Origin of the sequence: Humitalea rosea, from assembly GCF_003253705.1 — a bacterium.
Taxonomy (GTDB): domain Bacteria; phylum Pseudomonadota; class Alphaproteobacteria; order Acetobacterales; family Acetobacteraceae; genus Humitalea; species Humitalea rosea.
The window spans coordinates 1-24,316 of the sequence record NZ_QKYU01000028.1; the positions used below are offsets into that span (position 1 = coordinate 1).

The window sequence follows — 24,316 nt, forward strand, 5'->3', positions numbered from 1 at the left end:
AAAACCATCCCGACACCGCCGCCGCGCCGTGATCCTGGCATGCCAGGATCACGGCGTCAGGCACTGCAGAAGCAGCATCTGAACGGTAGGGCAGCATGACCGCGCCGGCAGGGCTGCCGGCGAGCCTGAATGCGAACCGCCGCCTCTCGCAATGGCTGCGCCTGCGGGCCGATGGCCGCGTCATCGTGACACCCGGCAAGGTGGAGATCGGCCAGGGTATCCTGACGGCGCTGGCGCAGATCGTCGCCGATGAGCTGGATGTGGCCTGGGAGCGGGTCGCGGTCGAGGCGGCCAGCACCGACACCAGCCCGAACGAGGGCGTCACCTCCGGCAGCCGCTCGGTCCAGGACAGCGGCCTGGCGCTGCGTCATGCCTGCGCCGCCGCCCGCGCCATCCATGTCGCCGTCATCGCCCAACGCAGCGGTGTGCCGCGAGAGGCCCTTCGCATCGAGGATGGGCGCTTCCTGGCGCCCGACGGGCGCATGGTCGGCTCCTACTGGGCGGAAGCTGCCTCGGGCCTGCTCGACTGCGATATCCCGGCGGAGGTAACGCCGAAGGCGCCCGCGGCCCGCCGCATCGCGGGCTGGGCGGCGCCGCGGCTGGACCTGCCGGACAAGGTCTTCGGCGCCCCGCGCTACATCCATGACCTGCGGCTGCCGGGCATGCGGTTCGCCCGCATGCTGCGACCGCCATCACGCGGCGCGCGGCTGGCGGCGGTGCCGGCCGCGCCGCCCGGGGCGCGGCTTGTGGTCGATGGCGACTTCCTCGCGATCGTCTGCGACAGCGAGGCGGCCGTCGCTGCGGCCGCCAGCCGCCTCGCGCCACGCATCGCCTGGCAGGAGCGGGACACGCTGCCCGATGCGGCGCGGCTCCCGGAGCGGTTCAAGGCCGGCCCGATCGAAACCGCCAACATCGCATCCCCCCCCCCCGCTCACCGACGCCCCGCCCGCGCGTCGCCTGAGCGCCGCGTTCTTCCGGCCCTATCTCGCCCATGCCTCGATCGGCCCAAGCTGCGCCGTGGCGCGCTGGTCGGAGCATGGCGGGCCCGGTCTGGAGGTGTGGTCGCACTCCCAGAGCATCTTTGGTCTGCGCCGCGATCTCGCCATGACCCTTGGCCTGGAGCCCGCGCAAGTGATCGTGCATCACCGCGAAGGCGCAGGCTGCTACGGCCACAATGGGGCCGATGACGTGGCACTGGATGCCGCTTTGGTGGCGCGCGCCCTACCCGGCACGCCGGTGCGCCTGCAATGGAACCGGGAGGATGAGCTCGGCTGGGCGCCCTTCGCGCCGGCAATGCTGATCGAGGTCGAGGCCAAGGTGGCCGCGGATGGCAGCTTGCTGGGCTGGCGGCAGGACATCTACGGCAATGGCCATCTCAGCCGCCCTGGCTTTGCCGCTCAGCCCTCGCTGCTGGCGGCGAGCCAGCTCGCGACGCCCTTCGCCGTGCCGCCCGCGCTGAACCCGCCGCATGCGGGCGGCGGCGGTGCCGATCGCAACGCGGTGCCGGCCTATGCGACCGGCGGCCTTTCCGTGCAGGTGCATCGCTGGCTGGAGATGCCGCTGCGGACGTCCTCCCTCCGCGCGCTCGGCGCCATGGCCAATGTGCTGGCCATCGAGAGCGTCATGGATGAGTTGGCCCTGTCCGCCGGCCGTGATCCGGTGGAATACCGGCTCGCCCATTTGGCCGATCCGCGTGGGCGCGCGGTGATCGAGGCGGTGGTGGCCATGGCCGATGCCGTGCCGAGGGTCCCGCATGAGGGCATCGGCCGCGGCCTGGCTTTCGCGCGGTACAAGGGCAGCGGTGCCTGGTGCGCCATCATCGCCGAGATCGAGGCCGAGGCCGAGGTCCGGGTGCGCCATCTGTGGATCGCCGCCGATGCCGGCGAGGTCGTGAACCCGGAAGGCGCCGCGCATCAGATCGAAGGCGGTGCGGTGCAGGCCGTCAGCTTCGCGCTGAAGGAGGCGGTGACCTTCGATGCGCGCAGCATCACCAGCAACGGCTGGGAGGCCTATCCGATCCTGCGCTTCTCCGAGGTTCCGGCGGTTCGCGTCCAGCTCATGCCGCGGGCCGAGCAGCCCCCGCTCGGTGTCGGCGAATGCGCGACCGGGCCGACTGTCGCGGCCATCGCCAATGCGATCCATGACGCGCTCGGCGTCCGCGTCCGCAGCCTGCCCTTCACCGCCGACGCCATCGCCGCGTCGATAGCCTGAGCGGAGACCAAATGGCCCAAACAACCTGGCACCCTGAACGGGACATTGTGCTGCTGGCCGGAACCCCGGCCGGTGGCGGGCAGGACCGGCCTGCGCGCGCGCTGCTCGGCATCCTGCGGGAGCAGGGGCTGGTGCCGACGCCGATGACCCTGGTCAACATCCCCGGCCGCGGCGGCGGCAATGCCTGGGACGACCTTGCACGCCACGGCGGCGACGCACACCGGCTGGCCATCAACTCACCGACCATCCTGAGCAACCACGCGCTTGGCGTCAGCGCCCTGGAGTGGACCGCGCTCACGCCGCTTTGCAATCTCTACACGGAGTACCTCGCCTTCATCGTGCGGCCGGACTCGTCCATCCGCGATGCGGATGTGCTGCTGCGCAGGCTGGGTGACGACACGGCCGGGCTGCCGATCGCGCTGGCCACGGCCATCGGCAACGCCAACCACATCGCGCTGTCGGAGATCACCCGCCATGCGGGCGGCGCGGTTGCGGCGCTGGATATCGCGGTGTTCGACAGCGCGCGCGACGCGACGGCGCATGTGCTGTCCGGCAAGGCCGAGCTTGGCGTCATCACCGCCGCGAGCCCGGTGCCCGAGATGGCCGCGGGCACGGTGCGCTGCGTGGCGGTCTCGGCGCCGGCGCGGTTGGATGGCGTCTATGCGAGCAGCCCGACCTGGCGTGAGCATGCGGTGGACTGCGTCGCCGGTCCCTGGCGCGGCGTCATCGGTCCGGCCGCGCTCGACACGGCGCAGATCGGCTTCTGGGAAGAGGCGCTGCGCGCCGCGACGCGGACGCCGGCCTGGCGCGAGGAACTCGCCCGGCAATACTGGTCCGATACCTATGCGTCGGGCGAGGCGCTGCACGCATTCCTGCGCCACGAGGAGGCGACGATGGCCGCGGCACTCCGCGCCCTGGGATTGCTGCCATCGAGTTGAGACTTTTGGGGAGGGAACAATGAAGAACAACATTCTGACGCGTCGCGCCGGGCTCGGCGCGCTTTGCGGCCTCGCGGCCATGCCGGCGCTGGCGCAGCCGGCCGCCTATCCGAACCGTCCTGTCCGGATCGTCGTGCCCTTTCCGCCTGGTGGCACATCCGACATCCTCGCCCGTCTCGCGGCGGCGCAGTTGAGCGCGGAGTTGGGGCAGCCCTTCGTGGTCGACAACCGGGCCGGCGGTGCCGCCAACATCGGTGCCGACGTTGTCGCCAAGGCGGCGCCCGATGGCTACACGCTGCTGCTGATCTCCACCGTGCATTTCATCAACGCGAGCCTGTTCGAGGGGCGGCTAAGCTATGACGTGTTGCGGGACTTCGCGCCGATCGGCCTGATCGCCGGGGTGTCGCAAGTGCTGCTGGTCAACCCCGCGCTGCCGGTCCACAGCCTCCCGGAGCTGATTGACTATGTGAAGGCGCGGCCCGGCCAGCTCAACTACAGCTCGCCCGGAAATGGCAGCCAGCCGCATCTGACGGCGGAGCTGTTCGCGACCAGGACTGGAACCCGGATGGTGCATGTGCCCTACCGCGGCGCACCACAGGCGGTCATGGATGTGGTCAGCGGCCAGGTACAACTGACCTTCGCCACCTCACCAACGGCCGTGCCGCTGGTGCGGGGTGGGCAGGTTCGGGCGCTGGCGGTCACCTCCGCCGATCGTATCGCAGCACTTCCGGAGGTGCCGACCGCCTCGGAAAGCGGCCTCCCCGGCTTCGAGAGCGTCGGCGGCAACGGCCTGGCCGCCCCGGCGGGGACGCCCGCCGCGATCATCGACCGGCTCGGCGATGTGGTGATGCGCATGCTGGCGCAGCCCGCGATGCGACGCGCGCTGACCGAACAAGGCGCCGATGCGAAGGCGACGACGCCCGCCGAATTCGCCGCCTATATCCGCGCAGAGGTAGCCGGCTGGGGCGAAGCTGTGCGGCTTTCGGGCGCGCGGCCGGACTGAGCGCCCCGCCGCCTTGAAGTGATCATGCGTCAGCGGGGCGCCGGCGCAACGCCCGACATCTCCAGCGCCCGCTGTCCGATCTTGGTGAGGATGCCGTCGAGCTGGGCAACCTCGGCGGCCGTCAACGCGCTGGCCAGCGCCGCCTGCATCTCACGCGCCAGCGGCACGATCTGCTGATAGACGGCTTGGCCACTGCGTGTGAGCTGCAGGATCTGGGCGCGATGGTCGCGATGATGGACCATGCGGTCCAGCAACCCCTTGTCGGCCAGCCGGATCACGGCGCGGCTGACGCGCACGCGGTCCATACCCGTGCGCTCGATCACCTGCTGCGTCGTCTGGGAGGTGTTCTCGCCCACCACCGCCATTACGCGCCATTCGGGAATGGTCAGGCCGAACCGCTCCTGATACCGCGCGGCGAAGAGGTTGCTCACCGCCTCCGCCACCACGGAGATGCGGTAGGGCAGGAACTCGTGCAGCGCCAACGGCGGCTCGGCCGGGGCGGGCCGGGATGCAACCCTTCGCCGGGGGGTCACCGTGCTTATCGACTTCACTCTCATCTGCGATGTGATTGATCCTGTGCCACCCGCGCCGGGCAGCTTCCCCTGATGTTCCTAGAGCATATCGGTGTCGGCTGGAATCACCTCAATTACGGCTTCCGCCCGGCGTGAGGCCTTGACTTGATTTCATATGAGACGATTTATGTCGTGACGACGACGGCGCGGAGCCGCTCGCCTTCGGCCAGGAGCCAGCGATGAACGAACACGCCCCGCTCTCCCTGCGCACGGCCGCGCCCGGTTATATGTCGGGGTTCGGCAATGGTTTCGAAACCGAGGCGCTCCCCGGCGCCCTGCCGGTCGGGCGCAATTCGCCGCAACGCTGCGCCTATGGGCTTTATGCCGAACAGCTGAGCGGCTCGCCCTTCACCGCGCCGCGCGCAAGCAATGAACGCTCCTGGCTCTATCGCATCCGCCCGACGGTGCAGCACTGGGGCCGGTTCGAGAAGGTGGATGCCGGCTCCTGGCGCAGCGCGCCCTGCGCCGAGATCGAAATGCCGATCGCCCCGCTGCGCTGGGATCCGCTGCCGATGCCGGAGCGTAGCCTGTCCTTCCTGGACGGCATCTTCACCATCACCACCGCGGGCGACGCGGCCGCGCAATCTGGCATGGCGGCGAGCATCTATCTCATCACCCGCAGCATGGTCAATGAGGCCTTCTACAACGCCGATGCGGAGATGATGTTCCTTCCGCAAGAGGGCGCGCTGCGTCTGGTCACCGAATTCGGCGTCATCGATATCGCTCCCGGCGAGATCGCCGTGATCCCGCGCGGCGTGAAGCTGCGCGTGGAACTCGCGGGCATCTCGGCGCGCGGCTACCTCTGCGAGAATTACGGCGGCGGCTTCACCTTGCCTGAACGTGGCCCGATTGGTGCCAACTGCCTCGCGAACCAGCGCGACTTCCTCACCCCCAACGCGCAGTATGAGGATCGCGACGAGCCCTGCGCGATGTATGTGAAATGGGGCGGAACCCTGTGGCGCACCGAGCTTGGGCATTCGCCGCTGGATGTCGTCGCCTGGCACGGCAATTACGCGCCGTACAAATATGATCTGCGCCGCTTCTCGCCGGTCGGGCCGCTGTTGTTCGACCATGCCGATCCGTCGATCTTCACCGTGCTGACCTCGCCGACCGAGGCGCCCGGCACCGCCAACATCGACTTCGCCATCTTCCCGGATCGGTGGGCCGTGGCCGAGAACACCTTCCGCCCGCCATGGTACCACATGAACATCATGAGCGAGTTCATGGGCCTCATCTACGGGCGATACGATGCCAAGCCCGAGGGCTTCCAGCCCGGCGGTTTCAGCCTGCACAATTGCATGCTGCCGCATGGGCCGGATACGCTGGCCTTCACCGGCGCCAGCACCGCCACGCTACAGCCACGAAAGCTGGAGGGCACCATGGCGTTCATGTTCGAAACGCGACTTCCCCAGCGTGTCACCGCCTTTGCCGCGGGCCTCGCGCAGTTGCAGCACGATTATGCGGATTGCTGGGCAGGACTGCAGAAACGCTTCGACCCTACCAATCGGGACGCCTGATCTCCATGCTCGATCACACCCATGCGCCAGGTCTCCGCAGCTTTGTCACCTCGGCCAATGGGCATGAGGATTTTCCCATCCAGAACCTGCCGCTCGGTGTCTTCTCCACCGAGGCCGGGGCGCCCCGCCTCGGGGTCGCCATCGGTGACATGGTGCTGGATCTGGCCAGGCTCTCGAGCACCGGGCTGATCAACAGGGCGGCAACCGGGGGCGCGGCGTTGAACGCGTTCTTCGCGCTTGGTTCAGGGCCACGGCGGATGCTACGGGCGACGCTGTCCGACCTGCTGGCGGAGCACAGCCCGCATCAGCAGGCCGTGCAGGACTGTCTGCACCCGGCCGCGGACTGCGACATGCATCTGCCGGCGCATATCGGCGACTACACCGATTTCTACGCGGGCATTCAGCACGCGGAAAATGTCGGGCGGCAGTTCCGCCCCGACAACCCTCTGCTACCCAACTACAAATATGTCCCCATCGGCTATCACGGCCGCGCGTCGTCGATCGTGCCAAGCGGCACCGCGTTGCACCGGCCCAATGGCCAGCGCAAGCCCGCGACAGAGACGGTGCCGAGCCTAGGCCCAAGCCGCAACCTCGACTACGAACTTGAACTCGGCATCTGGATCGGGCCGGGCAATGCCCTCGGCGAGACCATCCCGATCGCCAACGCCGCCGATCACATTGCCGGCTATTGCCTGCTGAACGACTGGTCGGCGCGGGATATCCAGGGCTGGGAGTACCAGCCGCTGGGCCCGTTCCTGGCGAAGAATTTCGGCTCATCCATCTCGCCCTGGGTCATCACGCCCGAGGCTCTGGCGCCCTTCCGTATCGCCCAGGCAAAGCGCCCGAGCGGCGACCCGGCCCCCCTGCCCTATTTGTGGGACGAGGCGGACCAGGCCGAGGGCGCGCTCTCCATCCGGCTCGACGTGCTGCTGATGACGCCGGGGCTGCGCGAGAAGGGGCTGCCGCCACACCGCCTCGGCCGCAGCGATGCACGGCATCTGTATTGGACCCCGGCGCAACTCGTCACGCATCACGCCAGCGGCGGCTGCAATCTGCGCCCCGGCGATCTGTTCGGCACGGGCACCATCTCCGGCCCGATCGAGACCAGCTTCGGCAGCCTGTTGGAGGTGACCAACGGCGGCCGCCGCCCGGTCACGTTGGAGTCCGGTGAAACCCGGCGTTTCCTTGAGGACGGCGACGAAATCACACTGATCGCGCGGGCCGAACGCGAGGGTGCCGTGAGCATCGGCTTCGGACCGTGCCAGGGGAGCATCCTCCCGGCACGGTGACGCGCCGGTCAGTAGGTAAGGAACATCCGCGCGATCTCATCCGGATCGGATGTCTGTGTCAGGGCAAGGGCCAAAAGCAGCCGCGCCTTCTGCGGATTGAGGTTGTCGCCGGCGATGATCCCGGCCTCAACCAGACGCTTGCCGCGGAAGATGCGGCCCGATCCGGCGCGCGAGGACTGCACCACGATGATCCCCTGCGCCGCGGCCTCCGTCAGCGCCTTGAGGTCGCCGGGCGGCGGCGATCCCGGCGCAAATCCGGCCGAGACGATGCCCCTCGCGCCCGCCGCGATGAAGGCCCGCACAGCCGCGCCATCAGCGCCGGCATAGGCATAGGCGATATCGACGCGAGGCAGGGTCGCGACTTCAGTCAGGTCGAACTCGGTGTCGGGCATGTGGCGGCGTTCGGGCTTGCGGTAGTAAGCGATGCGGTCTGCATCCGCGTGGCCCAGGATGCCGAAATCGGGCGTGCGAAAGGTCTGCATCCGCCAGTTCGAGGTTTTGGTGACCTCCCGCGCCGCCTGGATCTCGTCGTTCAGCAGCACCAGCACGCCGCGCCCGCGGCTGTCCGGATGGCCTGCCGTCCGCACCGCGTTCACGAGGTTCATGCCCGCATCGGTCGATAGCCCCGAGGCCGGCCGCTGCGAGCCGACCATGACGACCGGAATGGAAACCTTCAGCACGAGGTTCATGACATAGGCCGTCTCCTCCAGCGTCGCCGTGCCATGGCCGATGACGATGCCGTCCAGGTCGAGATGCTTCTCCACCAAATCGCTGCACAGCGCGGCCAACTCCTTCCACTCCGGGAAGTAGACCTCGGTTGACGGCACGTTGCGGAAGTCGACGGGGATGATCTCGGCGACCTCGTTCACCTCCGGGAAGCGGGCGACGATCTGGCTGGCGTGCATGCGGTTGTCGTGCACACCATAGTCCTGGATCTCCAGCGGGTGGATGCCGAGAGAGGCGATGGTGCCCCCCGTGCCGATGAAGGCGACCTTGGGCTTGGATGTGGTGCTCACCGGCAGGGTCCTCGCGCAGGGATTGCGATCTCGTCGGCAGCTTGCACGCAAGACCTGTGCCGGACCAGAGGTGCCGCTTGGGCGATGGGTGGTCCCCGAGAGGCAGGGATGCCGTGGGGCCATGGCCCACGGCACTCGTGAAACACCCCCCCCCTGTGGCCGCCCGTCGCAAACACGCTGCACAATCCGGAGCCTCCCGATGTGACCCTCGCATGAGGCGCGCGTTGACCCTCGCGGAGCACTGGGCCGATCGGCTGCGCGGGAGCGTGCCGGCTTGACCCGGATCAACGCGCCGCTGTCGGCAGGCGCGCATAGAGATCACAAGGCCCCCCAGGACCACGTCGCGATCCTGACTCTGGCGGGTGCCTGACCCTCGACGGAAGGCAAACCGATGCAGGCCTATTCGGTCACGGCGACACGGCTGGACGGCCATGGCACGCGCATGACCTGCAAATCGGCGGCGTTCGTCGCCGACACCGATCCTGCCGGCCGTGCCGACGCCTTCAATCCGGCAGAGCTGCTGCTCGCGGCGGTCGCCGCTTGCATGCTCAAGGGTATCGAGCGCGTCACCCCGATGCTGGGCTTCGCGCTGCGCGGCGTGACGATCCACATGGCCGGGGAGCGGCAGGACGCCCCGCCACGCATGACCCGCATCGACTACGAGATCCTGGTGGACACCGACGAGACCGATCGCCGGCTCGCGTTGCTGCACGAGAACGTCCGCAAATACGGCACGATCTCCAACACCATCGCCCTTGCCGTGCCGTTGAACGGCAGGCTGGAGCGCGCGCCCGCCACGGCGGGCTGACCCCACCGAAGCGAAAGGCACGTCAACATGGCCCAGCGCGCGATCATCCTCGGCTCCCCGGCGCGCACAGCGATGCCCCCGGCTGCACGCCGTCCTCTGGAGCTTCCCCTCCGCCAGGAAAGCCCTGCCGCATGAGTGCCTCCACCCTCCGCCAGCCCTCATCGACCCCTTGGCTGGCCGGCACCCTGGCCGGGCTTCTGGTCTGGGCCGCGCTCTACAGCCAGCTGATCCCCTTCTCCGACTGGGCGGTGTCGCTGCTGCCGGTTGCTCCGCAGAGCCACCTCGGCCAGTCGCTGGCCTTCTTCCTCTATGACACGCCGAAGGTGCTGCTGCTGCTGACCCTGGTGGTCTTCGCCATGGGCGTGGTGCGGTCCTTCTTCTCACCGGAACGCACCCGCGCCCTGCTCGCCGGGCGGCGCGAGGGTGTGGGCAATGCGATGGCGGCCTCGCTCGGCATCCTCACGCCCTTCTGCTCCTGCTCCGCGATCCCGCTGTTCATCGGCTTCGTCTCGGCTGGCGTGCCGCTCGGCGTGACCTTCTCCTTCCTGATCGCGGCACCGATGGTGAATGAGGTCGCGCTTGGCCTGCTCTTCGCGCTGCTCGGCTGGAAGGTGGCGCTGACCTACCTCGGCTTCGGGCTTGCCATCGCCATCACGGCGGGCTGGGTCATCGGCCAGCTCAGGTTGGAGAGCTGGCTGGAGCCCTGGGTGCTGAAGATCCATGCCGGCACCGCCGATATCCCGGAGGTGGCGGTCACCTGGCCCGACCGCATCCGTGCGGGCCTGGACTCGGTGAGGGATATCGTCGGCCGGGTCTGGTACTGGATCATCGCGGGCATCGCGATGGGAGCGCTGATCCATGGCTATGCGCCGGAGGATCTGCTCGCTTCCATCATGGGCAAGGACGCCTGGTGGTCGGTCCCGGCCGCCGTGCTGATCGGCATCCCGATGTATTCCAACGCCGCCGGCATCATTCCCGTGGTCGAGGCGTTGTTGGGCAAGGGCGCGGCGCTTGGCACCGTGCTGGCCTTCATGATGTCCGTGACCGCACTGTCGCTGCCGGAGATGATCATCCTGCGGAAGGTGCTGTCGGTGAAGCTGATCGCCGTCTTTGTCAGCGTGGTGGCGACCGGCATCCTTGCCGTGGGCTTTTTGTTCAACCTGCTTTTTTCCTGAGGGGCCGCTGCCATGAAAAACGTGAAGGTACTCGGACCGGGCTGCAAACGCTGCGAAGCCATGGCGCAGATGGTCAATGACGCCGCCGCCAAACTCGGTGTCGAGGTTTCGGTGGAGAAGGTCAGCGACTATGCCGAGATCGCCGGCTTCGGCGTCGTCTCGACGCCGGGGCTGGTGGTGGATGGCAAGGTCGTCCACGCCGGCGGCCTGCCGAAGCCTGAGGATGTGGCACGCTGGATCGGCGCCTAGCGAAGCCGGCGCACATAACCGGTGCCGCGCCTCAAACTCGATCTCGGCATCCTGCTGCCCGACGCTCCCGGCGAGGCTGATGCCTGCGTCTGGCGGCTGATCAACGACCTCAACGGCCGTGACGGCATTGGGCAGGTGCATGTCCTGCCCGCATCCGGCGACAAGCCCGCGCAGCTTTGCATCCACTACGACCCCGCCGTGGCCAGCCTTGTCCGCGTCCGCGAGATCGCCGAGGCCGCCGGCGCACAGCTGACCGAACGCTTCGGCCATGTGCTGTGGGAGGTCGAAGGGCTGCAGGATGCACGACGCGCCCGCACTGTCACCGACCTGCTGTCCCGGCTGCCCGGGGTCATGGAGGCGGATGCCTCGGTGGCCGGGCTGGTTCGCATCGAGTTCGATCGGGCAGCGACATCCGAAGCCGCCCTGCGCAGCGCGCTCGGCGACATGGGCGTGGGGCTGCGCGGCGAGGCGCATGAAGAGGCCGGACATGAGCATGGCGGCCCCTTCGGCGCCAACTCGGAGCTGATCTTCGCGCTGCTCAGCGGTGCGCTGCTGGTCGCGGGCTTTTTGGTCTCCTGGCTGGCCGCGGCCCCTGCCTGGCTGCCTGTGGCGCTGTATGTCGGCGCCTATTGCTTCGGCGGCTACTACACGCTGCGCGAGGCGGTCGACACCATCCGCCTCGGCCGCTTCGAGATCGATACGCTGATGCTGGTCGCGGCCGCGGGTGCCGCCGCACTGGACAAATGGGCCGAGGGCGCACTGCTGCTTTTCCTGTTCAGCATTGGCCATGCACTGGAACACTACGCCATGGGCCGCGCCCGGCGGGCGATCGAAGCGCTGGGCGAGCTTGCCCCGCCAACCGCGGAGCTCCGTCGTGACGGTGTCGTGCGCGAGGTTCCGGTCGCCGAACTGGTGGTTGGCGATACCATCCTGGTGCGGCCAAACACACGCATCCCGGCCGATGGCTTCGTGATCCTCGGCGAAAGCAGCGTGGACCAGGCGGCCATCACCGGCGAGAGCGTGCCGGTGGACAAGCGCGCGGTCGAGGACTCCGCCCGGGCGGCGCTGCGCCCGGAGGGGCTATTGGCGGAGAACCGCGTCTATGCCGGCACCATCAATGGTGCCGGTGCGCTGGAGGTGCAGGTCATCCGGCTGGCCGCCGATACCTCGCTCGCGCGGCTGGTACGGATGGTGAATGAGGCGGAGGCCCAGAAGTCCCCCACGCAACGCTTCACCGATCGGTTTGAGCGTGTCTTCGTGCCGGTCGTGCTGGCCTCGGTCGTCGTGCTGCTGTTCGCCTGGATCATCATCGATGAGAGTTTTGGCGTGAGCTTCTACCGCGCCATGGCGGTGCTGGTTGCCGCCAGCCCCTGCGCGCTGGCGATCTCGACACCGAGCGCGGTGCTGTCAGGCGTCGCGCGTGCCGCACGCGGGGGCGTGCTGGTGAAGGGCGGCGGCCCCTTGGAGAACCTCGGCAAGCTGGGCGCCATCGCCTTCGACAAGACCGGCACGCTGACGGAGGGCAAGCCGCGGGTGACGGAGGTGCTGCCGGCGTCCGGTGTTGAGGAGCGCGATCTGCTGCTCGTCGCCATCGCCGTCGAGGCGCTGAGCGACCACCCGCTCGCCGCCGCCGTGGCGCGTGATGGGCAGGCGCGGCTGGGCGAGGGCATCGCGGTGCCGGAGGCCACGGAGTTGCAGAGCATTACCGGCCGCGGCCTGTCCGCCAGGATCGGTGCCGATCCGGTCTTCGTCGGCAAGGCGGCGCTGTTCGCGGAAATCGATGGGCCGCCGCTGACGGCGGAACTCCAGGCCATGATCGCCGATCTTGAGGCGCGTGGCCGCACCACCATGATCGTGCGGCGGGGCGGGCAGTATCTCGGCGCGATAGGCCTGATGGACACGCCGCGCGAGGCGGCCTCAGGGGTGATCCTGCGCCTGCGCAAGCTCGGCATTTCCCGCATGGTGATGATGTCGGGCGACAACCGTCGCGTTGCCGAGGCGGTGGCGCAGCAGGTCGGGCTGGACGAGGCCTGGGGTGACCTGATGCCCGAGGACAAGGTCGCGGCGATCCAGCGCTTCCGGGCCGAGCAGGAGGTCGCCATGGTCGGCGATGGCGTGAACGACGCGCCCGCCATGGCCCATGCCACCGTTGGCATCGCCATGGGTGCCGCGGGATCGGATGTGGCGCTGGAGACCGCCGATGTGGCCTTGATGGGAGACGACCTGACGCACCTGCCCTTCGTGATCGGGCTGAGCCGTGGCACCAACCGGATCATCCGGCAGAACCTTTGGATCAGCCTGGGCATGGTGGCCTTGCTGGTGCCGGCGACACTGTTCGGCCTGCAACTCGGCGCGGCGGTGGTCTTCCATGAAGGGTCCACCCTGCTGGTCGTGGCCAATGCCTTGCGGCTCCTGGCCTACCGCGATCCGACGGAGACGTAAGCGCGTATCTGTGAGTTGTTCGCCCTATCGGGCAGCATGGCGACGTGCACGCCCCTCTCGCTCGGGCCGCTCGGTCATGGCCGGGCATCGGTAAAGCAGATCAGAAGCGGGTTGGAACGACGCATTCCCGCCGCCGGTTAAGAGCCGACCGGCGAAACAGTATCTCCTTATTCAGCCAGCCTGATCGACGCGCGTTCAAATCCAAGGCGGAAGCGGCAGCCATTGGCTTGCGTGCCGTCGAACACGGCAACAAGCATCATTTCGACGCTGCCCAAAGTGGCGGAGGGCGCCAGTAGACGCGGCGTGCGGAGGACCAGGCGCTGTACGGTCCCGACTGGCCAAAACCCCACCTCGGGCGGATCGAAGGCATGGGCGACGGATAGCGGCGAGGCATCGCCCGGCGAGCAGACCAGACGCGCATCGACGCCGCGCAGCCCGCCTGTGGCCGCCTGCACCAGTACGCTCACCCTGCCCTGGATAAGGCGCCCGGCGAGGCCCGCGGGCGGACGAAGCCTGACGCGTATCCCTGCTATGGCATGGGTCCGGTCCGATCGCACCGAATCAGCAAGAACCCAGGTCGCCATTCCGATGCCATCCACGGACGCCGCCGTCTCCAGGCGCATCGAGCCTGCCTGGAGCGTGCCGCCAAAGATGCACGTCCAGCCCGGCGGAATGTTTCCCTGCCAGGGTGGGTTGGCCACTTCCGTGGGATCGCCCTTCATCAGCCCATTCGGGATGATGTTTCCGTAGATATTGGACTCGGGGGCGTAGAAGTCTCGTTCGTCCGTCAGCAAGGCCGCTTGGGGCAGGTTGGGGCGAATGGCATCCGCCAATCGCTCTCCGATCCGCCAGGCGTTCCATGGCACGACGGCTGCGTCCTCAGAGGACTGCGGCGCGGTCCGCTCACCGGTGTCCACAAGATGGACACGCTGATGCTCCGCCGCATAGGCCGTGGCGAACAGCCGAAACCTATCTGACCGGGCAGCCAGAACTTCAGCGGCAGTTTGGCCAGGCGGCGTCCAATCCTCGACAATGAAAAGATGCAGGCCAGCATCGCGCAACGCATCCCATGTCTGGCGCATGGCCGTCTCGGTATCTTCAACCGAGAGAGGGGAGTCGCCTGACGCCGGATCGATCAAACTGGCTGAATAGATGCAGGCCCAATAGCATTGTCGCGCCAGCAACGCCGGTACCTTGCCCAACAGGTCCTGCGCCAGGCCGGTTTCGTCACCGAAATTATCCTCGGCCTCGAACTCCAGCGCACCATCCAGGAGCATGTCAGCCCATGTCGCGAAGCCCTTCCCCGAATGATATTTCTGCACCGGGCCGCTGCCTGCCGCCGAGCTAACACGGGTGGACGCCGCAAGTCCGCGGTTACCCAATAGGGCAACGCGTGGGCCAGGATTTGGCCAAGGGATGGGCTTGCTGGCCACGGGCGCAATTATGCGGGCGAAGGGACGCAGATCCAGAGTGCGGCCGCCCGACAAGGCATTGGCCAGGGCCAGCGCCTCCTCCTGCGACGGGGCCGGCGTTCGCCCGAGCATCTGTGCCATCAACAGGAAGGGAGGCGCCCCCACATCCGGGAAGACATAGCTGAGGTAACGCTCGGCCTGTTGGGTGACCACCACATCCGGACGCGCCATCGCCACGAGTTCCTCATGGAACCAACGGGTACGGCAGAAGATGACGCGTCGGAAAAAGAAGGACAGTACGGGTAGGGTTTGATGCAGGTAGCTGTCGCCAAAAATGAGCAGCGTGCCGCGTGCCAGGGGCGCCGCACTTTCCACCAGCACCATGCGACCATCGTTCACCGGCCGAACATAATCATGCGGCAAGCCGTTCTCGAAGGTCTGGATCCGGTGCGCCAGCCTGAAGGTGACCGTCGGCTCCGACTGCTTGGGATCGAGCTTGCGGCCGAGGTCACCGCAGAACTCTTCTGGTGCCGGTATCAGGCAGGCGCGGGCGGCGGCTTCCGCCTCCGCGACGTCTGCGGCACTTCGGCCGCTGGCCAAAGCCAAAAGGCGCGAGGCCACGATCTTGCCGAAAGGCGCCCAATGCGTGTCAGTGCGGTAATAGGTGGGACCTGCCGTCTCGGCGCGAAGTTCCGCGATGGGATCGATCATCCCTTCGCATCCGCCCTCAGCGTATTGCTGCGCCAGGCCGCCCGTATCGCGCAGCGGGAATTGCTCCGACACCACGCGATATTTTTCAGGCGCAATCATATGCACGAAGGAAAAACCCATGCGTGCGGCGGCGTCGCGGCGAAATTCGAGATTATCGCGCATGTTCGCGATGGAATCCGGGCGGATGACCGTCTCGCCGGTCGCAAAGCGCAACACGCCATGGTTGCCGCCGGCAAGATACAACTCGCCTTCAAGACCAAACAGGACGTCATTTTCGACGCGGAGGTGACTGAGGTCCAAAGGGTATTGTTTCTTTCAGATTGACGTCTCGAAAGCTACCGTTGGGGGGCGGGCGAGGCAAGCCGCAGGCAAGCCCGCCCCCTCCCTCCCATGCGCCACACCTGCGACCATGGAAACCGCATTCAAAGCCCTTCCCCAAGCGACTGCCTCGCCTGGAAGGGCGGAAGATGACGCTTGGCAGGCGAAGCAAGGCCTATGCGAGCAGCCACCTCGGCGTCACCGAAGAGATGACTGCGACCCCGCGATGCCTGGAGCAAGTTGACCTAGTCCACCCGGGTCGCAAAAACGCAGCTCGACGCCGCCTGATGCGCATGCCGAAGGGGGCGAAAGCTGTGCTGGCGCTCCGACCACGCCGAGCGGCCTACGTGGAACCCGAACCCCTGTTCAGCCAAGCTGTTCAGCACCGGCAGCAGCGTACCGCCGCCGGCTGTGCTGGCCGCCATGTGGCACTCCACGAAGATGAACCGGCAACGCCGAAGCAATGCGCCTGCTTCCGGCAAGGCCTCGGCTTCGGCACCCTCGATATCGATCTTCAGCAGATCGATGGCCGGCTCCTGCTCCAGTATCTGGGACAGTGGGATCACGTCGACCGGCAAGCCCGCGCTGCCCTCCGCCCCTCGCGCAAGGTGGCCCGCCATGGAAGCATCCGGCCGGGACATGAAGACGTCCTGGCGCAGGCTGCCGCCGACGGCCGCCTGATGCAGATGCACATCCTCGAAACGATTGCGCCGGACATTCGCCTGGAGCGTTGCAAACAGTCCTGGGTCGGGCTCGAAAGCGATGACTCGCGCCTTCGGGTATCGGCGCTTCGTGAAATAGGTGGCCAGGCCGATATTGGCGCCGCAATCCACGATGACCGGCACCTCGGGCAGCGGCGGCGGAATGAAATACTCCTCCCGCACCACGATCTCATCCAGCATGACCTGCAAGCTGGCCCGGTCCTTGAAGGCCCAGTGCCGGTTCAGGACGATATCTCGGCCCTCGCAGAGCGCGTCGAGAACCACGTCCCAGGCGTCCCATTCCGACGTCAGCATCCCCGCGCGCAACCGCGCCACGACAGCGGATTGCAGCGCAGCGGGCACAAAAAGATCGAGAGCCCGAAGGATCCGCGTGAACTCCGCCGCACGTGGCGACGCATTCAAGCCTTCGGCAGACAGGAAATCCTGAATCTCGGACAAGGGAGAGTCCTTCTGGACGGTCATACTTCATTCTCGATGCGGGTGCGCGGGATGGTATCGGCCGCCAGGGACTTGTGAGACACGACCTTGAGCTCAATGCCCTTGCCGTTGAGCCACCCTTGCCAATCGGCCGAGACAGAGGCGCAGTCATCGACCTCCTCAGGGATGATCCGCGGCCGATTGTAGACAACACCACGATCATGCAGGAAGCGGTTGCGCTCGGCCACATCCTCGATGTCGCGCGACTGCCGGATGATGCGCACCACCTCGGGTGAGGTCGTGTCGTAGAAATGCGGCATCTGCGGCGTGTTGCGGACCCCCACATCCCAACCGAGGGTGACCACTTCGCTGACCTTGAAGTGCTCGGCCATATAAAACCCAACCTCGTAGAGCACACCAGGACCCCAGGGTCGCTCGAGGGTTTTGGAGAACATGTAATCGTCGAAGCGCTTGGACAGCGCCAGTTGGTCGTCGCGGCTGGATGGCCGCGGAATCTGCAACTCGATGTCACCGTCGAGGAAGACCGGCGGATCATTCTTGCCGGATTCGCGGATCACAACAGGCCGTGCATCGCCAAAGCTGTAGCGCCGGAAATTCCAGGAGTTCAACACCAGGTAGTCGCCCTGGGTCGGCACATAGTCCAACGCCTGCTTGAGCGCCACGACCAGCTTGCCCGTCAGCAGCTCGTCCAATTGAGCCGGCGTATATTCCGCAAGCGATGGTCCACAGCCGAGAATGAACATCTTCTCGCCCTCATAGGCGGAGGCGAGACGTTCGAATTTCTCGGCTAGAGGCACGGAGGGGTCCGTCAGGAGCGGCTGAAGCGCCAGGGTCGTCTTGTGCATGCGGCGTGTCGCCTCAGTTCAAGGTGGGGATGGGTGTGCCGACAAGGTTCGCCAGGCGCAGGGCCCAATCGGCACGCTGCGCCTCCGAAACCCGGTCGCCAACCGCGATGCGAATGCCGGAACGAAGGAGAACGGGACCGCGCGGCCCATTCAGGGATGCCCCTGGCTGAATCGCGAAGACCGAACGAAAACCGGCCTGGGCCAGGGCGCCATCGAGCGCCGTGGCGTCAGCGGAATTGAGACCCGGACAGACGACCATCCCCGTACGTGCGGCACGCAATCCCGCATCGCCGATCATGCGATGGGGGGACCCGTTCAGCCGGATATGGATGAAGTCGAAGGCGGGCTCGCTTTCAGCGATCTCCGCAATGGGAGACGCCGCCACCCGAGCCACGAACGACCGGTCCTTGGTCGGAACAGGAAGCCATTCGGGCAGGCCGGCCAGGGCTGACGAGGTGTGAAACGCAGCCCAATCGTCGGATACCGTGTAGGCACCAAGATGAGACTGCGAGGCAAATTTGAACCAGGCGTGATGCCCAGCCGGGGTCACGGCCACGGGCATGATGCGATGGCAGTCACCACGCAGTCCGTTGGTCGCATAATGGCGGCGCATGTAGTCCAGCAGCGTCGGCATGGGTTCGACGGCGACACTGCGCAGCGGCACGCGAAGCTGCCGGGCCATCGCCGCGGCGCGCGCGGTCCAGACGCCCCAGGCGGCACCGAGTTCAAGAACGACGCAGCCGGGCCGGTTTGCTGAAACGGCCAGGAGGCAGGCGGCGTATTCCACGAGCAGTTCGCTCGTCCCTGGCAGGCTGGTACGCAGGCGTCCCGCCTTGGCCGGCCGCAGGCCAGGGAAGAATCCGGCGCTAGTCCTGACCCCCAGGAAATCCACGTGGAAGCGGCCGTTGGTGTACCCCGACCAGGGTGTGATCTCGCCGATGTCCATCATGGCTAGGAGTACATCTTGAGTTCGATGGTGTTGAATAGCTCACGAAACACAACCTCCGGAGAAAGTTCCGTGTCAGCAAACCGGAGGGCCGCCGCTTCAAGCTGAGAGCGTTGTGCGGGAGAGGTCAGGGTCTCGATAATCACATCGGCCATCTCGGGGATTTCGGCGACGACCACGGCGGCCTCGGCTCCCGCCAAGCCTCGGATGCCGACCGCGGTCGTGACGGTAGCACGGCCGTTGCATAGGGCCTCGATCAATTTGATCGATACCCCGGTGCCGAGGTCCACGGGATTGATCACGACCGCTACCTGATCATAGATCGCCTGCAGATCATCCACCAGGCCGAGGATCTCGACCCCGGGGGCCGTATCGGTCAGCGCATCGCCCACCGTTCCCACGATCAGAAGCCGCGCCGTCGGCACCCGTTCATGCACCCGTGGCCAAGCCTCGCGGATGAAGCGCGTGATCCCGTCGATATTGGGGCCATAACGGTTGCCGACGAACAGCACGCTGTGATCGGGTTCGGCATCACGCACCACCGGGTTCGTTGTAACGCCATGCCCGCAAAGCACCACGTTGTTGCGGCCGGACGTTTCGATGATCTCCAGCCTCTCCTCAGGCTGGATCGCAATCAGATAGTCAGCCTTCGCCCAGGCGGCGATCTCGTTGCTTCGATCGGCGCGCAGGCTGTCGTCACCGAACATGGCCGCATGCATTTCACCGCGGCGATACTGAATGTCGATCGTATCCAGGATGCGCACCATCGAGGCGGGCAGCAGAGACAGGAGACCGGCAGTCCAGGCGAAATGGGTGATGACGACATCGGGCTTGAGCACCGCCATCAGAAAGGCGGCGGCGGCATCAAACCGGTAATCGGTGCGCCGCGAGATCAGATCCGCCTGGTCGTCGGGTTTGGTCTGGATGGCAGCCTGCTTCAACGCCTCTGAAATCCCGACGCTGGTGTCCCCGAGACTCGCCTCATCGAGACACAGGTTGCAGATCTCGTCGAGATTCTGGCCGGGCAGGCCGAGGCGCATATCGAAGCTCTCTGCGAGTGCTTCCGTACGTTCCACTGTCGGGGTCTCGCCGCCCGACCGGTCGACCAGGACCGAGCGGAACCCCATGGCCCGGAAGTATCGCCCGATAGCCAACAGCCGGGTCGGCCCCCCACCAAAGGCCGTCGCCATATCGCCCGGAAAAACAAAGGCAATCGTCGGATCCAATGACGTCTGCCGGGCCTCGCTCAGCAAAACGTCAAAACTGCTGCGCAGGGGCGACACATGATAGGACGGCGCGAGCGGACCTTCGACCAGCGGAATTTTGGCGATCTGATAACGCGCCGACGTTTCGGCAAAAGTCGTGACACCATCCGAGACACGCGCTTCGACAAGAAGAGCGCCATCCACGGGCATGCTGACAGCATCGCACCAAGACCAGCGGGAAAAAGGAGCGTCGCTTGCCGCTTCGATAGGCTCAAGCTGATTGTCGGACGGCATGACCGAGGCGCTGCGACGCTGACGTTCCCCGTTGATCGTGAGCTGGACCCGCGCGGCGCCGAAATGGCCGAAGAACGAGCCGCTGACCTCGAGGTTCTGATTGTCTGGCGCGTAGCGGATTCCGGTTATCTGACCAAGCCCCCGGCTCGTTGCAGTTGAGGGAAGCTTGAAGGAGCTGGTATATTGGCAATCGGAGCCGGGCCTTCGAAACACGAACTTAAGCTCGGACCCGGGCCCTGCGAAAAGCTGAAACGTCGACTCCCCGACCTGCTGCTTCAAGGGAAGAATCAGGTCGAGCCGCTGCCGGGTCCGAGGACGTGTCTTGCTGGCCGGTATCGTCATATCGGCCTTATCGAGCGCCAGCGGAAAGCCATCGACGGTCACGCCGTGCAGTTCGGGCTCCCCGGCCCCCAACAGCACCCCCTGCACATGGAGGTGCTGCCCAAACCATGCCAGGGATACCTGCTCAACCTGAAAATCGGAGTCGAAGCTGGGCGTGCTGGGCGTTACGGCGAACTCCGTGATGATGGACTTGCCGCCAACACGCTGGCAGACTAGCTTGCCCTTGAGCGGCAACTCTTCATTTGGCGCTGGCAGACTTACGGAGAATTCCGCAGTCGAGGCTTGGTACAGGGCCGCGGAGGTCACATCCGGCAGTAAGCCCGCCCGGCCTGGCACGTCCCAGACCACACTCGGCCGGGTCAAATCAGAAGCATTCGCAATAGATCCCGCGACGAAGACTTCTTTCCGTATCCTATTATATAGAATGGTGGTGACTATGACCTGCGGGGCATTGTTTTTGACCGGCAAGTACAACTCTTCCGGATTTATACTGGTGGTAACTGGAATGGAATACGCGCGTCTTGGTATAATAAAACGAATTTCTAAGGGGAGTTTGTAATTTACGGATTTTTCAGCGAGCCCCGATTCGGCATTGATCGAAATCGCAGATGCGCGATATTTAAATTTTACCGAATAGGCGCGCCGGTCAACTGAATCAGGCGTATCCGCACGCATTATTTCCGGCGAAATGACAGCTTCCGTCGCGTATACAATATGGCTTTCGAGATCAATTGATGAAAATACAAAATCACAGCCGCCTGACAACAGCTCTCCAAGCACGGTAATCGTGCTATTTTCAGCATCGACCGAGACGGACAGAATGACGGCATCTGCCGCAATCCTCTGGATCTCGGCACCAACGCGCACGCTCAACCGCCGCGTGGACCCATCGCGCAAAATGGCCGCGACACGCACGCGGCCAGCCAAGTCATCGATATTGATCTCGGGCAGAAAAAACTCGAATCCGCAGGCTGGTTCGATGCCAGGAAAGGTCCTCAACAGGTCGCGCCGCCCCATGGCGCTTAATCGAGGTGGAAGCGGCGGACGATCGCCAAATTCTATCCCTAGGCTGGAAATCCCAAGAGCAAAGAAAGCATACCCTCTTACATATAAATGTTGCTGCATCGGATTGAATAGAGCTTCGCTCAATCCAAAAGCATTGTCTCTCTCAAGCTGTGTCTGCACCATTAACTCCGCAGTCTTGTGGAGAAAAACGCAACAGTCCGCTGAGTTTTCAACACGCGGCTAGAATAGCACCGATGTGCGGACCGGGAAATAACTTAACTCAACGTAAAAGTCAAGAAATCCAATCATCCACCCATGCGCGACCATGAGCCGCTGCTATGGAATCTGGAGGGGCGCGAGCTCCCAACGTAGCCCTTCCCTATTTTTGGAGACTTCGGGCGCTCTGGAAAGAATTTTCCGACATCATTCCGCCGTCAAACCATCAAACCTTGAGCAGCTGAGGACGGTCGTGTCCCCGGCCGCGGTGCAGGAGGCCGCCGCCGTGATGCTGGCGGCCATCGTGACGGACCTTGACGTGCTCCCCCGAATGTATCCAGCCAGCCGAAGGCGCCGGAGACGAAGTCCAGCGACCACCGCTGGTTCGGGCCCTGCGGCAACGTCATCGGCGCCCTGGTGCCCAAGGCCCGCTTCCGACCGCCACGGCGACGCACCTTGAGCCCGTCGATCCGCTTTGCGGCTCAACCGCGATAGATCCTCAGCAGCTTCTTGTGGTTCGGCGCCATCCCCTCCCGCGCCAGCAGATAGCCCAGGCGCCGATGCCCGAAACGCCGCCGCCGCTCGGCAGCCAGTTGCGCGACCTCGTGCGGGATTATGTCGTCGAGACGTTGGCGGCGGATGATGCTGTTCTGGTGATCGATGAGACCGGCTTTCTCAAGCAGGGTCGCGCATCCTGTGGTGTGGGGCGGCAATACACCGGCTCGGCGTCGCAGATCGTCAGTCCGTCGGATCGCGCCACCGCCGCTGCCCGATATGGCGGCGCTGTTCTGGCTCAGCCGCAGGATAGGGGCGCCGCGGGTGTTAGCGGGGTCAGAAGTGCAGATACGCGACCGACTCGCCCGTTGTGTCGCTCATTGGAACTCTCGATCACGCGCAGCGGGCGATGGCGGCCTGCATGCCGCCAGCTGCACCCGCCGCGCGCTTGCCTGCGGAAGCTACACTTTCGGCTTGATATATGCGTAGCGCGCGTAAGGGTCCTGCGAGAAGGTGATGCCGGTGATGTTCGGGCTGGCCACGATGGTGCGCCCCAGCACGATCAGCGGGTTCGCCGTCGCGGCCGAATCCGCCAGCTTGTCCTGGATGCGCTGATAAGCCGCCTTGCGCGCCGGGGCGTCGGCCGAGTTGCGGAAGCGGGCATGCAGCGCATCCGTTTCCGCGTCGCTGTATCGTGCCCAGTTGGTGACGCCGGCCGTCGCCGATTTGGTCGCGACCGCGAGGTTGGTCAGCGTGGACGGATCGTTCAGCCAGATCACGCCTTCCGACAGATACATCCCCGTCATGCCGCCCTCGCCGCCGTTGATGCGGGCGCGCACGGCGTCCAGCAGTTGCAGGGCGGGCGTCGGCTTCAGGTTTGCCGTGACGCCGATCTGCTTCAGGCTGTCGGCGATCAGGATAGCGATGTCGTTGTTGTAGGGCAGCGCCGTACTGTACCAGAAGTCGAAGGTGAAATTCTCCGTCCCGGCCTCGCGCAGCAGGGCGCGCGCGCGGTCATGGTTCAGTGAGTACCGGGCAAAGCTGTTGTTGGAGGTGATGTCGTCCGGGTTGTAGAAGCCCAGCGGCCGCGACCCGCGATTGGACAGCGCTGTGCGCAGGATACGGTCGTGCGGCATGCAGTAGAGCATCGCCTGGCGCACGCGCGCGTCGGTGAACGGCTCCTTGTCCATGGCCATGGCGACCCGCAGGATCGACGGCGTGTTGCCGTGCATCACCGGGAAGCCCGCGGCGGCAAGCGAGTCATATTGCCGCCCGGTCAGCCCCTCGGCGGCATAGTCCACCACGCCGCCGCGGATCAGCGCCACCAGATCGGCCTGTCCGCGCACGCGCAGAATCACCGTCTCAAAGGCGGGCTGGGTGCCGGACCAGTGGTCCGGCACCGCCTTCAGCTCCAACTGCTGCCCGAGGATGCGGTTGGCGATGTAATAAGGCCCGGTGGTGGCGATGTTCTTGATCAGCCAGGCATTGGCCCAGGGATCCTCGGGCGTGACATGCTTCTTCACCTCGACCGAATCGAGGATGGCGAACTGCTGGAATTTCATGGACGTCAGCGCCACGGGAATGGCCGTCGGCGTGCCCATGTTGTCGGTGAAGGTGATGCGCAGCGTCATCGGGTCCACCGCGACGATCTGGTCCGCGGTGAAGATCCCGGCAACGCTCGCCTGATTTTTGCCGTTACCGACGATTCTTGTCAGGCGTTCGAAGCTGTAGCGCACGTCCTCCGAGGTCATCGGGTTGCCGGTTGGGTAGAACTTTACCCCGGCGCGCAGCTTGAAGGTGATGACCGGGCCTTCGACGGTCCAGGATTCGGCAAGCTGCGGCACGACCTCTTCAGGCTCGGCCTGCAAGGTCCCGTTCGGCATCTGGTTGAACTTGAAGGTCACCAGCCGCTCGTAGATGTTGCAGCCGATCTCCTGGTCCTGCTGCCCGCGGATGTCGGCGGGGTCCAGGCTGGCGATGTCGGACGGGATGGCATGCACCAGCGGTTTCGTGGCGGCGCGTGGCTGCGCGGATGCCCGCTGCGTGCCGGCCGCAAGCGCGGCACCACCGGCGATGGCCATGCGGCCCAGGCTGCGACGATCTGTGAGCATGAGTTCGATCTCCGTCGGATTGGCATAAAGCCTCGC

The 24,316-nt window shown here is 65.9% G+C and carries 17 protein-coding genes and 3 pseudogenes; 11 read left to right on the plus strand and 9 right to left on the minus strand.

From position 1 onward, the window contains the following. Window positions 1-95: 95 nt before the first annotated feature. The 4 genes and pseudogenes from C8P66_RS24525 to C8P66_RS19600 form a co-directional block, all read left to right on the plus strand. A pseudogene (locus C8P66_RS24525) lies at window positions 96-500 on the plus strand (molybdopterin cofactor-binding domain-containing protein); the annotation flags it as partial. A gap of 358 nt (window positions 501-858) precedes the next feature. Further along, window positions 859-2,211 carry a molybdopterin cofactor-binding domain-containing protein gene (locus C8P66_RS24150; RefSeq protein ID WP_211314208.1) on the plus strand — a complete coding sequence of 451 codons (1,353 nt, stop codon included), beginning with the start codon at window positions 859-861 and terminating at the stop codon, window positions 2,209-2,211. 11 nt (window positions 2,212-2,222) lie between these two features. Beyond that, window positions 2,223-3,149, plus strand: a complete 927-nt coding sequence (locus C8P66_RS19595; RefSeq protein WP_111399982.1) for a tripartite tricarboxylate transporter substrate-binding protein — start codon at window positions 2,223-2,225, stop codon at window positions 3,147-3,149. A 19-nt stretch (window positions 3,150-3,168) separates the two neighbouring features. After that, the gene (locus C8P66_RS19600; protein WP_111399983.1) at window positions 3,169-4,152 is read left to right on the plus strand and encodes a Bug family tripartite tricarboxylate transporter substrate binding protein; all 984 of its coding nucleotides are present in this window, start codon (window positions 3,169-3,171) and stop codon (window positions 4,150-4,152) included. A gap of 29 nt (window positions 4,153-4,181) precedes the next feature. Here C8P66_RS19600 and C8P66_RS19605 read toward each other — a convergent pair whose 3' ends face one another. Beyond that, on the minus strand, window positions 4,182-4,634 hold the full coding sequence (locus C8P66_RS19605; protein WP_245903686.1) for a MarR family winged helix-turn-helix transcriptional regulator: 453 nt from the start codon (window positions 4,632-4,634) through the stop codon (window positions 4,182-4,184). A 269-nt stretch (window positions 4,635-4,903) separates the two neighbouring features. On the opposite strand from C8P66_RS19605, the gene hmgA reads away from it, so the two are divergent. Then, window positions 4,904-6,241, plus strand: a complete 1,338-nt coding sequence (gene hmgA / locus C8P66_RS19610; RefSeq protein ID WP_111399985.1) for a homogentisate 1,2-dioxygenase — start codon at window positions 4,904-4,906, stop codon at window positions 6,239-6,241. A 5-nt stretch (window positions 6,242-6,246) separates the two neighbouring features. After that, window positions 6,247-7,530, plus strand: a complete 1,284-nt coding sequence (gene fahA, locus C8P66_RS19615) for a fumarylacetoacetase (protein WP_211314209.1) — start codon at window positions 6,247-6,249, stop codon at window positions 7,528-7,530. Between the two features lie 8 nt (window positions 7,531-7,538). Here fahA and C8P66_RS19620 read toward each other — a convergent pair whose 3' ends face one another. Continuing rightward, complete coding sequence (locus C8P66_RS19620) at window positions 7,539-8,546, minus strand: asparaginase (protein ID WP_245903687.1); 1,008 nt, start codon at window positions 8,544-8,546, stop codon at window positions 7,539-7,541. Window positions 8,547-8,937: 391 nt separating this feature from the next. Between C8P66_RS19620 and C8P66_RS19625 the strand changes: the two genes are divergently transcribed. From C8P66_RS19625 to C8P66_RS19640, 4 genes are all read left to right on the plus strand, one after another. Next, on the plus strand, window positions 8,938-9,354 hold the full coding sequence (locus tag C8P66_RS19625) for an OsmC family protein (protein ID WP_111399987.1): 417 nt from the start codon (window positions 8,938-8,940) through the stop codon (window positions 9,352-9,354). Window positions 9,355-9,485: 131 nt separating this feature from the next. Then, entirely contained in the window at window positions 9,486-10,529 is a 1,044-nt protein-coding gene (locus C8P66_RS19630) for a permease (RefSeq protein ID WP_111399988.1), read from the plus strand. A 12-nt stretch (window positions 10,530-10,541) separates the two neighbouring features. Beyond that, window positions 10,542-10,778, plus strand: a complete 237-nt coding sequence (locus C8P66_RS19635; protein WP_111399989.1) for a thioredoxin family protein — start codon at window positions 10,542-10,544, stop codon at window positions 10,776-10,778. Window positions 10,779-10,799: 21 nt separating this feature from the next. Next, window positions 10,800-13,220: a heavy metal translocating P-type ATPase gene (locus tag C8P66_RS19640; protein WP_111399990.1), complete on the plus strand. Its 2,421-nt coding sequence runs from the start codon at window positions 10,800-10,802 to the stop codon at window positions 13,218-13,220. Between the two features lie 167 nt (window positions 13,221-13,387). Here C8P66_RS19640 and C8P66_RS19645 read toward each other — a convergent pair whose 3' ends face one another. From C8P66_RS19645 to C8P66_RS19670, 6 genes and pseudogenes are all read right to left on the minus strand, one after another. Continuing rightward, the gene (locus C8P66_RS19645) at window positions 13,388-15,643 is read right to left on the minus strand and encodes an alginate O-acetyltransferase AlgX-related protein (RefSeq protein ID WP_146422979.1); all 2,256 of its coding nucleotides are present in this window, start codon (window positions 15,641-15,643) and stop codon (window positions 13,388-13,390) included. A 263-nt stretch (window positions 15,644-15,906) separates the two neighbouring features. After that, window positions 15,907-16,845: an FkbM family methyltransferase gene (locus C8P66_RS19650; RefSeq protein WP_111399992.1), complete on the minus strand. Its 939-nt coding sequence runs from the start codon at window positions 16,843-16,845 to the stop codon at window positions 15,907-15,909. Continuing rightward, entirely contained in the window at window positions 16,842-17,666 is an 825-nt protein-coding gene (locus tag C8P66_RS19655; RefSeq protein WP_111399993.1) for a hypothetical protein, read from the minus strand. Before C8P66_RS19655 ends, C8P66_RS19650 begins: the two co-directional genes overlap by 4 nt. A gap of 13 nt (window positions 17,667-17,679) precedes the next feature. After that, a complete protein-coding gene (locus C8P66_RS19660) occupies window positions 17,680-18,615 on the minus strand; it encodes a class I SAM-dependent methyltransferase (protein WP_111399994.1) in 936 nt (311 codons plus the stop codon). Window positions 18,616-18,617: 2 nt separating this feature from the next. Beyond that, window positions 18,618-21,641: a glycosyltransferase gene (locus tag C8P66_RS19665; RefSeq protein ID WP_111399995.1), complete on the minus strand. Its 3,024-nt coding sequence runs from the start codon at window positions 21,639-21,641 to the stop codon at window positions 18,618-18,620. A 383-nt stretch (window positions 21,642-22,024) separates the two neighbouring features. Next, window positions 22,025-22,306: pseudogene (locus tag C8P66_RS19670) on the minus strand (IS3 family transposase); the annotation flags it as partial. Between C8P66_RS19670 and C8P66_RS19675 the strand changes: the two are divergent. Further along, a pseudogene (locus C8P66_RS19675) lies at window positions 22,268-22,417 on the plus strand (transposase); the annotation flags it as partial. The pseudogenes C8P66_RS19670 and C8P66_RS19675 overlap by 39 nt on opposite strands. A gap of 213 nt (window positions 22,418-22,630) precedes the next feature. Here the strand turns inward: C8P66_RS19675 and C8P66_RS19680 are convergent. Beyond that, entirely contained in the window at window positions 22,631-24,280 is a 1,650-nt protein-coding gene (locus C8P66_RS19680; protein WP_111399996.1) for an ABC transporter substrate-binding protein, read from the minus strand. Window positions 24,281-24,316: the final 36 nt, after the last annotated feature.